General features: G+C 67.7%; 8 protein-coding genes. All 8 read right to left on the bottom strand.

Annotated elements, in window-relative coordinates:
* Positions 1-399 precede the first annotated feature (399 nt).
* The 8 genes from FNH04_RS33865 to speB all read right to left on the bottom strand — a co-directional run bounded on the left by FNH04_RS33865 (position 400) and on the right by speB (position 9,549).
* On the bottom strand, positions 400-936 hold the full coding sequence (locus tag FNH04_RS33865; protein WP_322724631.1) for a GNAT family N-acetyltransferase: 537 nt from the start codon (positions 934-936) through the stop codon (positions 400-402).
* A 286-nt stretch (positions 937-1,222) separates the two neighbouring features.
* Positions 1,223-1,792, bottom strand: coding sequence for an SUKH-4 family immunity protein (locus FNH04_RS33860; protein ID WP_152789677.1), 570 nt, complete (start codon positions 1,790-1,792; stop codon positions 1,223-1,225).
* A 49-nt stretch (positions 1,793-1,841) separates the two neighbouring features.
* Positions 1,842-2,393, bottom strand: a complete 552-nt coding sequence (locus FNH04_RS33855) for an SUKH-4 family immunity protein (protein WP_152789674.1) — start codon at positions 2,391-2,393, stop codon at positions 1,842-1,844.
* Between the two features lie 39 nt (positions 2,394-2,432).
* Entirely contained in the window at positions 2,433-3,953 is a 1,521-nt protein-coding gene (locus FNH04_RS33850) for a WXG100-like domain-containing protein (protein WP_322724630.1), read from the bottom strand.
* A gap of 109 nt (positions 3,954-4,062) precedes the next feature.
* Entirely contained in the window at positions 4,063-5,787 is a 1,725-nt protein-coding gene (locus tag FNH04_RS33845) for a WD40 repeat domain-containing protein (protein WP_322724629.1), read from the bottom strand.
* Positions 5,784-6,662, bottom strand: coding sequence for a nucleic acid/nucleotide deaminase domain-containing protein (locus FNH04_RS33840; protein ID WP_152789672.1), 879 nt, complete (start codon positions 6,660-6,662; stop codon positions 5,784-5,786). The genes FNH04_RS33845 and FNH04_RS33840 overlap by 4 nt, the downstream gene beginning before the upstream one ends.
* A 117-nt stretch (positions 6,663-6,779) precedes the next feature.
* On the bottom strand, positions 6,780-8,471 hold the full coding sequence (locus FNH04_RS33835; RefSeq protein WP_322724626.1) for a thiamine pyrophosphate-binding protein: 1,692 nt from the start codon (positions 8,469-8,471) through the stop codon (positions 6,780-6,782).
* Positions 8,472-8,580: 109 nt separating this feature from the next.
* Positions 8,581-9,549: an agmatinase gene (speB, locus tag FNH04_RS33830; protein WP_152789671.1), complete on the bottom strand. Its 969-nt coding sequence runs from the start codon at positions 9,547-9,549 to the stop codon at positions 8,581-8,583.
* Positions 9,550-9,804: the final 255 nt, after the last annotated feature.

The following is a 9,804-nucleotide window of genomic DNA, read 5'->3' as shown; positions in this document are numbered from 1 at the left end:
CGGCCCCGCCCTGCTCTTCTCGGCCCCCGGCTGGTCGTCCTTCATCGAGGCCCTCAAGACCAACGGCGTCCCCACCTGAGCCGACGGCCATTGCAGAAGGTCACCAGTCCACGTGTGCGGAGACCCATCTGGTCAGTCCGTCCTCGTCATCCGCGGAGGGAAGGTCCAGGCCACAGGAGAGCGGGGTGCAGGACAGCTGCAGGTGGGTGAGGTAGGCGTAAAGGCCGTTGTCAGGTGCCGGTCCGAGCACCCGGTCCATCGGGCCCTCGAATGCCTCCTGCCAGCGGACGGATCTACGCTGTGACCTGCGGCCACCGCATGATCATTTGTCTTCACACGCCGATGATCAACGGTGGCCACACCCTTGCCCGAGCAGGCCCCCAACCAACAAGATCACAATCAATCACCAGGGCTCGGCCGCCATTCCGCTTCGAGGATGCTGAACATCTCGGAGTCCCGCCAGCCGTCCCGGATCAACGCGGTGTGCCGATGCCGCCCCTCGTACGTCATGCCGAGCCTGCCCAGCAACCGAGACGACGCGAGATTGCGGGGGTCACAGGTCGCATAGATTCGGTGAAGCCCCAACTCCCCGAACCCGTGCGACAGAAGCTCTTGTCCGATCGCCGTGCCCACGCCACGCCCCCAGGCCCTCGGGTGCACGATGTAAGCGATTTCGCCCTGACGATGGCGACGGCTACGAATGTGCAGCTCACCCATGCCGACGAGTTCGTTCTCGAAGCGAGCAATGTAGACGAATCTCTGCTGATGGGCGTGCGACCAGGCTTCGACGGCGGTTTGCACGAACGCGCGCGTCTGGTCCTCGGTGTTCGGCCCCCAAGGCTGGTAGCGACAAGCCTCCTCAAGGCTGGCCCAGGAGTGCACTGCTTGCCAGTCGTTGAGCGCAAGCTTGCGCAAAGTCACCATGGATTGGCTCACAAGCGGATCTTGCCAGATCTCGCATGGGGCACGAGCCCGGACTTCGGTAGCCCGCCGCCGTCAGACCGAGCCCCACAGACCGGCGTCACCTTAAGCCAAGTCACGGTCTACGGCTGGAATACTAGCCGAGCCACACCGGGGAGGCTATGTATAAATGCCACCTTCGAGGTTATCTAAAAGTTCCACCCACTCGCTGAGATCGCGAGCGCATGGCAACCTGCAGCAGGGCGCAGTGGTCGATTCTGAACAGCACGCCTCAGCCTCGCTTGCTCCTCCTCTCAGACCCTCACCAAATGCCATCCTGAAGCTCTTCCAAGGATAGGTTCCACTGCGATTCTTCGTCAGCGAACGGGATCGAATCAAAGGCGCTTACCTTTTCCTTGAAGCGCACCGCGAGCTCCTCGGGATCCACACCATTCTCGTGGTCAATTTCGAGCTTCCGGAACTCGATGAGGGCGTACACCAAGGACTCGACATTCCGATGGATCTGGATGTACCCCATGGAGCCCTCCGGGAAGGCGTACACCTTGCCCGACTTGGGGTCGAGGGCCACGAGGGATGTAAAGAAATAGCTCAGCTTCCACCACGGCCGACTCTCCGGCGGACAATAAAGACGCTGCGAGTCAAAACGCCTGCCCAGAGTGATGGCGTCCGTTCCGGATTCACAGAAGGCTTCGACGTCCATCCGGGAGCGGAAGACGCCGGAGTCAGGGAGGCCTACATGGCTCAGGAAATTTGCCGTCCGCAAGTCGTACTCGACGGCCGGGAACCGGGGAAAGTAAACAACGTTGGTCAGCCCGTAAGCCTGCACTATCTGAGAGGCAGTAACGGAGAAGTTCAGGGTGTGCCGCCGCATCACGTCGGGCCAGCCTCCCGGGATCCGACCCGGTCCGGTTCTTCAGCGATCACCAGATACCTTCGATCACCTCATCAAGGACGAGATTCCATTGGGACTGATCGTTCTCGAACGGCAACGGATCGAAGGCCTCGATCTCGGCTCGCAGTCGCTCGACTTGTTCCTCGACATCAGCATCTTCATGATCGCTCTTCTCGAACTTCTTGAACAAGAACAGCGCATAAACGAGGGATTCGACATCGCGGTGGAGGTGTACGTACGAGTCCAGGGGCTCCCCCTCGCCGAAGGCATACACTTTGCCGGTCTCAGGGTCGAGCGCGATGACGGAAGCAGCGAAGTAGCTGAGCACCAACCATGCCCGACACTCTTCGGGCAGGGTTCCATCTCCGGGGCCAAACCACTCGGCCAGATTGATTGATTCTTCTTGTCCAGCACTGGCCTTCGACTTGAAATAGAAATCATCCGGAAGGCCGACGTTACAAAGAAATTCGGCGGTGCGCGTGTCCAGACTGCCGCCTGACGCCTCATGTAGCGGAAAGTACACGATGCCGGACAGGCCGAATGCACCCAGAAGTTCACCTGGTGAAACTGCGAAGCTCATTGCAGAGACCTTTTTGCCGTAGAGGAACAGGAGGCGATATTAACGACCATGCGCCTTACGAAGTTCTTCCATGTAATCCTTGTGCTCTGTATCACGGCGATGACGAGGGATCGTCTGATCATACTCGTTAGTGTGATGGACCGTCTTGGCATCTGGAAAATGAAGATCCAGCCACCGCTCACAACTTGGTTTAAGTTGACATGGGGCGCGCTCCGTGAATACCTCTTTGAGGCCTGACTGTTTTCCATTGTGCAGGAGCGGATAACCGATGGAGCGTTCGGAGTGCAGGCTCTTTTCGCTGTAGCCGATAAGAATGCTTTCGCCCCTGCCATCGGGGTCGATGTACCGGCCTGCGGCGTAGTTGTTTCCCTTGTAGTCATTACGGGCGTAACGAGCAAGCTGAGTGGCCTGGCCAAGATCGGTCGCATAGGGATCAACCTTGGTGGATCGAACCTTGCCAGTATGCGCGTCGGGAACTGACGTGTCTGATTGGTCGCGCCGCGTTACGGGCCGCCAGGCTCTGCCGTTGTCAAGGACACCGTCCAGACGCGCTCTGTCAGTGCTGTCGAGGCGGTGAAGCTCACCGTCGGTATCCAGGCGCTGGACAGTGCCATCGGTGCTCAAAAGGTACATGCGGACATCACCGCTGTCGCACCCGTCGATGTCCCGCTTGGTCTTCTTGTCCTGCTCCTTGTGGTCCTTCTTGCTCTTGTCGATGGACCCGCCGTGTTTCTCCAGGACGTCGACCGTCTCGTCGGTCTTCTTGTCGACGGCGTCCTCGCACTTGTCCATGACGTCGGCGAGCTTGTGGAAGCGGCTGTCCTTCTTGACCGAGCTGCGGCGCTTGGCGCCTCCGGTCTTGTGGGTGCCCTTCTTCTTGTCGAAGTTCTCGCGGGTCGTTCCGTAGTCCCCGGTGGCCTTGTCGAACTCGTCGAACTCGATGACCAGGTCCTGGGCCATGTCGGAGCCACCGGACGCGTAGCGGGACAGGTCCTCGTCGCCGGCGTCGAGGCGGTCGGTGAAGACGTCCTCGATCTTGCCGAGGATCTTGGCCTCGATCTTCTCGGTGACTATCTCGGTGATCTTCCCGATCGCGTAGTCGATGGCCTCGTGGAGGGCGAGGCGACAGGCGGCGATCGCCGCGGCGCTGAGCAGGCCGCTCAAGCCGGCGGTGAAGAACATGCCGACGATTCCGGCGGTGGCCGTCGCCGCGGTCGCGGACAGCTCGGCTATGCAGGCGATCTTGCAGCCTTCGATGAAGCCCGCGCAGTCGTCGAGGGCGTCACCCAACTCGTCGAGGGACTTGGCGAAGGTGGTCAGGTCCTTCGTGGTGAGCTTGCCCCAGCGGCGGTCTATCGCGTCGACCGTCTTGCCCTTGCTCCGCCCGCCGACGATATGGGAACAGGCCTTGTTCCCCTCAGTGATGACGTCCCGTATGCCTTCGGCAAGGTTGCGGTAGTCCTTGGCGCTGTCGCGTACCTCGTCCTCGTCGATGTTGGGCCACTGCACACCGACCAGGTCGAGCACCTCGACAAGCTCGTCGGGCAGCTTTTTCCCCACGCGCCGCTCCCCCTCAGCGATCAACTCCCTTCACTCTCGCTATCGAGCAAGCGTTCGTCAACCCGACTTCTGGTCGAACGGGGAGGCGGAGCAGGAAGTTGAAAGGGTGTCAGCGAGGGCTCAGACAGATCACCATCTCGTCCGTACCGATCACCAGGTGCTCGGCAGGGGTCAGCGCAAGGGCGTTGACCGGCACGCCGGGGTGGACGGTCCGCGTCTCGCCGACGTCGAGTCGACGGTGCTCGATCAGGCCGTCCGCCCAGCCGATCGCCAGTACGAGACCGGACGTCGTGTACGTCGCTGCCAAGGCCACCACCGCGCAGGGGCGTTCGGCCACCGGCACGGCCAAGGGCTCGGTGCCCGGGCCCCAGGCACGGACCCGGCCGTCCGCTCCGCCGCTGTACACCAGGGAGACGCTCTCCCCCGAGCCCGAGTCGCCGACCGGCACGTCCACGAGGGCCAGCGCGGTGACACGACTCTCGTGAAGCTGCGCGGCGTGCTGTACGGATGCCTCTTCGCCGAAGGGCACCACGGACACGAACCCCGCCGCGTCCGCCACAGCACTCGCGTACCCCGAGGCCGAGACCGCCGTGCCCCGCCTCCCCTCCAGCCGGGCGCGCTGTACCTCCACGGCGCGTTCGCCCACCGCCGGCCCGTCGTCGAGGAGCGCGGCCAGCCCCGAGGGACGCGGCGCGGTCGGCAGCCGACGGGTGTGCAGTTGCCCTTGTGCGTCCAGCACCGCCACCGTTCCGTCCGGCAGGGCACCCAGCGCCACGGCCTCGGGGACGGGATCGGACAGCCGGCCGACGGGGGCGGCATCACCGAGTGACACCGTGCGCAGCACACCCTGGTGGTCGGCCGCCACGAACTGCCCCTCCAGCGGCCCCGCCCCGGTGGTCAGCGCAAGGGCGGGCCCCGGCCATGGTGGGGCGACATCGCCGCGTACGCGAGACCAGACCAGCTTCCAGGGCGCGGAGGCGGCAAGATCGGCCAGCGCCGGCCTCAGGCGCGGGTCCGCGCCGTCGCCGAGAGCGGCCAGCAGCGTCAGGGCGCGCTCGGCGGGCTCCTGGTCGCTTATGAGGGACTGCCCGGCGCGCAGCCACGCGGCGCGCAGGCCACCCCGTTCGCCGGTGTCCGTCTCGTACGCCGTCGTGACGCGCGTCGGGTCCGTCGTGCAGACCGAAACCGGGTCGGCGGGGTCCAGCGGCTCGTCCCCGTCCGCGACGCCCCCGTACCCGTCCACGGGCTTCCCCGTCTCCGGCTCCGAGCCCCACCCGTCCGAGCCCCGTCCCTCCGCGCTCCGCCAGTCCGCGTACCGCGCCGGATCCGTCCACCTCGGCTCGTCCAGGTCCATCACGGCGGGGGCGAGCGGTGACAGCAGACGTACGGCGTCGTGGCCGGTGCGCGCCTCGACGACCAGGCGTACGTGGTCGAGCCCGGCCAGCTCCGACACCAGTTCGGCCAACGCCTCAGCGTCGACGCCAGCGTGCAGGTCGGGCAGCACGACGACGGTACGGCGCGGATCGGCGGCCAGGGCCGTGACCAGCTCCCCGGGCGCCCGTGCGGCCACCTCCAGCTGCTCGGCCAGCGTCCACACCGTGGCCCGTACGCCCTGTCCGGCCAGGGGGACGAAGCCGTGCACCCGTCGCTCCGGCACCGTGCCCGGCCGGGTTCCATGACCCACCAGCCAGGCCAGCAGCGCCGACTTCCCGCGGCCCGCGCTCCCGGTCACCAGGCACAGGCGGGGCGCCACGGGATCGGCCAGCCAGGCGAGCAGTGCGGCCCCGGCCGGTTCCCTGCCCGCGGCGGGGCGTGCCCAGGCGCGCTCGCTCACCGGTTCCCCGCCTGCCGGGCGGCGTGCGTGATCAGCTCCTTCAGTCCCTGTTCCCGGGAGGCGGCGTCGCCTCCGTAGTCGAAGCTGTGCGTGAACTCCGCCCCGGGGAAGGTCTGTTGCATCCATACGGCGCAGTAGTGGCCCGGCATCATGCACGGCTCCAGCTCGCAGTACACGCGGCGGATCCGGTCCGGGGTGACACCCTCCCGCTCCAGCCGCCGCCAGACGATCTCCTCGGGGTGGGCGCGTCCGGGCCCCGTCGCCTCGGTGACGATCTGCTTCCGCCCGGAGTCGTCGACGTACTCGAACGCGGCGGAGAACGGGAAGTTGAGGGTGTGGCGTACGTCGTCCAGAATCCGTGGCCACCAGCTCTCCCGTTCCGCGAAGGCCGCCGCGTCGATGCCGCGCAGCTCCTGGTTCAGGTCCCGGAAGACCGCGGCGGCCTCCGGCAGTCCCGACGAGGCGGCGATCGCGGGCAGCGCCCGGTCCAGAGCCACGAGGCACGCGTTGAGAGCGGCCGGGGCGGAATTGACGAACATGTCCTCATCGCCGACTTCCAGGAACACCGCCTGCACCGCACCGTCCGGCCGTACGCACAGCTGCGCCAGCCCGTCATGGCCGATCCGTGCCCAGTTCTCCAGGTCGCCCTCGGGCGGTGCCTCTCCCCGGTGGCCCGCGAACACCCCCAGCGCCACCGCGTCCTGCTCCTCGGCGGCACGGAAGTAGGGCATCACGTGGACCGGTACACCCGTCTCCGCCAGCAGCTCCCGCGCCGCTTCCGGCACCCGCACGCCGTGCGCGCCGGCCAACGCGAACCGGCGCAGACCGTCGCGTCCGAAGTGAGCGAGAGCCGGATCGGGGCCGGGCGTGGACATGGGCTTACCTCACGGGAGGGGGGAACGGATGAGCGGTCACCCAAGACCCTAGACCGACAAGACCCCAGACCGAGGCCGGTGCCCGTGCCGGTGCCGGTGCCGGTGCCGTCCCCGGGGTCACCCCTGGCCCCCATGCGTCGCCGCGAACATCCGCAACACCGCCGGAAGCACCACCACCGACGGCCCGGCCGCCCCGAGCGCCTTCGCCAGGTCCGTCTCCAGCGTCTCGGGAGACGTCCGCACCCCGGGCACCCCGAACGACTCCGCGAGCGCCACGAAGTCGGGGCGGGCCAGTTCCGTACCCGTCGTCTCGCCGAACGCGTCCGTCATGTACTCGCGCAGGATGCCGTAGCCCCCGTCGTCCACGATCAGCCACGTCACGTTCAGGTCGTACTGCCGTGCCGTGGCCAGCTCGGCGATCGAGTACAGCGCCCCGCCGTCACCGGAGACGGCCAGCACCGGCTGCGTCGGGTCGGCCACCGCGGCACCGAGCGCCGCCGGGAAGGCGTAGCCGAGGCCGCCCGCGCCCTGGGCCGAGTGCATGGTGTTCGGGGAGCGGGCGTCGAAGGCCGACCAGGCCCAGTACGACAGGATCGTCATGTCCCAGAACGAGGGCGAGCGGGTGGGGAGAGCCCGGCGGACCGACGCCAACACATCCTGTTCCTGGGTGAGTTCCTGACCGGCGATGCGCGAACGCACCCGGTCCAGCAGCGCCCGCACCCGCTCCGCCGCCGTCCCGTCCTCGCGCGGCTCCACCGTCTCCAGCAACGCCTGCAAGGACAGCCGCGCGTCCCCGTGGATGCCCAGGGCCGGGTGGTTTGACTCCAGTTTGCCGAGGTCGGCCTCGATCTGGATGACCTGGCCCCGGGGCCTGAACGTGTGGTAGTTGGAGGACAGTTCGCCCAGGCCCGAGCCGACCACCAGCAGGACGTCCGCGTCCTCCAGGAAGTCCGTGGTGTGGCGGTCCTCCAGCCAGGACTGGAGCGACAGCGGGTGCTCCCACGGGAACGCGCCCTTGCCGCCGTAGGTCGTGACGACGGGGGCCGACAGCGTCTCGGCGAGCCGGCGGAGCTTGCCCGACGCGTCCGCCCGTACGACTCCTCCGCCCGCGATGATCGCCGGGCGGGCGGCATGAGACAGCAAGTCCGCCGCCACCGCCGTCAGTTCGGGGCGCGGGGGCAGCTCCTCCGGCGTCGCGTCCACACCCGTCACCACCGGCAGACGGGTCTCGGCCATCAGCACGTCCTGCGGGATCTCCACCCACACCGGGCCGTGCGGGGTGGTCAGCGCCGACTGCCAGGCGGCGGCGATCGCGGACGGGATCTGGGACTGCGTACGGACCGTGTGGACCGACTTGACCACGCCCCGGAACGACGCCGACTGGTCCGGGAGTTCGTGCAGATAGCCGTGGCGGCCGCCGCCCAGTCCGGCCGTCGGGATCTGGCTGCTGATCGCCAGGACGGGCGCCGAGGCCGAGGCCGCCTCCTGGAGCGCGGCCAGCGAGGTCAGGGCGCCCGGGCCCGTCGAGAGCAGCAGCGGGGCGGCCTCGCCGGTGATCCGGCCGTACGCGTCCGCCGCGAACCCGGCGTTGTTCTCCACCCGGAGGCCGACATACCGGAGGTCCGAGCGGCGCAGTGCGTCGAACATGCCGAGCGCGTGCTGGCCGGGCAGCCCGAAGACCGTCGTGGCCCCCAGCCCCGTCAGGGTCTCCACGACCAGGTCTCCGCCGTTGCGCCCCGGAGGAGGGTTCAGGGCCGCCGAGGTCTGCGCCGCCGTGGGGCGGAGCACCAGGTCGTGGTCGTGGGTCACTTCGCTGCCTTCTCCTCGGCGATCTGGGTGCTCTGGGCGATCCGGGCCGTCCGGGGTGCCTGGGTCGCCTGGGTTATCCGAGTTGCCTGGGTTGCCTGGGTTGTCTGGGCTATCTGGGTGTCTGGGCTATCTGGCGGGACATGATCGTCGTCAGCTCGTACGCCGCGTGCGAGGCCGCCACCGACGTGATCTCGGCGTGATCGTACGCGGGCGCCACCTCGACGACGTCGGCGGAGACCAGGTTGCAGGATGCCAGGCCGCGCAGGATCTCCAGGAGCTCCCTGGACGTCATCCCGCCGGCTTCCGGCGTCCCCGTGCCGGGCGCGTGAGCCGGGTCGAGGCAGTCGATGTCGATGGAGATGTACAGCGGGCGGTCACCGACGCGCTGGCGCAGCTGGTCGGCGACCTCGTCCACGCCCCGTCGCATCACGTCCGCTGACGTCACGATGCCGAAGCCCATCTTCTCGTCGTCCCTCAGGTCCTGCTTGCCGTACAGCGGCCCGCGCGTGCCCACGTGCGAGAGCGCCTCCGTGTCGAGGACGCCCTCCTCCACCGCGCGCCGGAACGGAGTGCCGTGTGTGTACTCGGCGCCGAAGTACGTGTCCCAGGTGTCGAGATGGGCGTCGAAGTGGAGCAGCGCCACCGGGCCGTGCTTCTTCGCCACCGAGCGCAGCAGCGGCAACGCGATGGTGTGGTCACCGCCCAGGGTCATGAGGCGCGCGCCCGTGCCGAGCAGTTCGTCGGCCGCCGCCTCGACGGTCTCCACGGCCTCGTTGATGTTGAAGGGGTTCACGGCGATGTCGCCGCCGTCCGCCACCTGGGCCAGGGCGAACGGGGACGCGTCCTGCGCCGGGTTGTAGGGACGCAGCAGCCGGGACGCCTCACGGATCGCGTTGCCGCCGAAGCGGGCGCCCGGCCGGTACGAGACACCCGAGTCGAACGGCACGCCCACCACGGCGACATCGGCACGTCCGCCGACCTCGTCGAGCCGGGGCAGCCGGGCGAAGGTCGCGGGTCCGGCGTACCGCGGGACGCGGGACGAGTCGACGGGGCCGCGGGGCGTCTCGTTGCCGGTCATACTGAACCGCCTTCCCGCATACGTTCCCTCACGTATGCGCTACATGGGATACACGGGCCGCATGGGCCACATCGGTTACATGAGCCGTATGGACTGCATGGACTGAATGAGCTGCATGCACCACAAGCACCACCGGGTGCGACTCCGGCCACTCGACCCTAGGCGGCTGAAGGACGGCGCTGAAGTGTACGTTTCCTCCATCGCCACCCCAGCCGATGGAGGAAACATCCACCATGCCGGGTCCCGCCGCTCCCC

The organism is Streptomyces phyllanthi (assembly GCF_009377205.1).
Taxonomy (GTDB): Bacteria; Actinomycetota; Actinomycetes; order Streptomycetales; family Streptomycetaceae; genus Streptomyces; species Streptomyces phyllanthi.
Note: the sequence above shows the minus strand (reverse complement) of the source record. Positions and strands in the feature narration are given on the sequence as shown.

Excerpts from the sequence above, each read along its gene's own strand:
- FNH04_RS33860 (WP_152789677.1), bottom strand. The coding sequence starts at position 1,792 with ATGCGGCGGCACACCCTGAACTTCTCCGTTACTGCCTCTCAGATAGTG.
- FNH04_RS33855 (WP_152789674.1), bottom strand. The coding sequence starts at position 2,393 with ATGAGCTTCGCAGTTTCACCAGGTGAACTTCTGGGTGCATTCGGCCTG.
- FNH04_RS33840 (WP_152789672.1), bottom strand. The coding sequence starts at position 6,662 with ATGTCCACGCCCGGCCCCGATCCGGCTCTCGCTCACTTCGGACGCGAC.
- speB (WP_152789671.1), bottom strand. The coding sequence starts at position 9,549 with ATGACCGGCAACGAGACGCCCCGCGGCCCCGTCGACTCGTCCCGCGTC.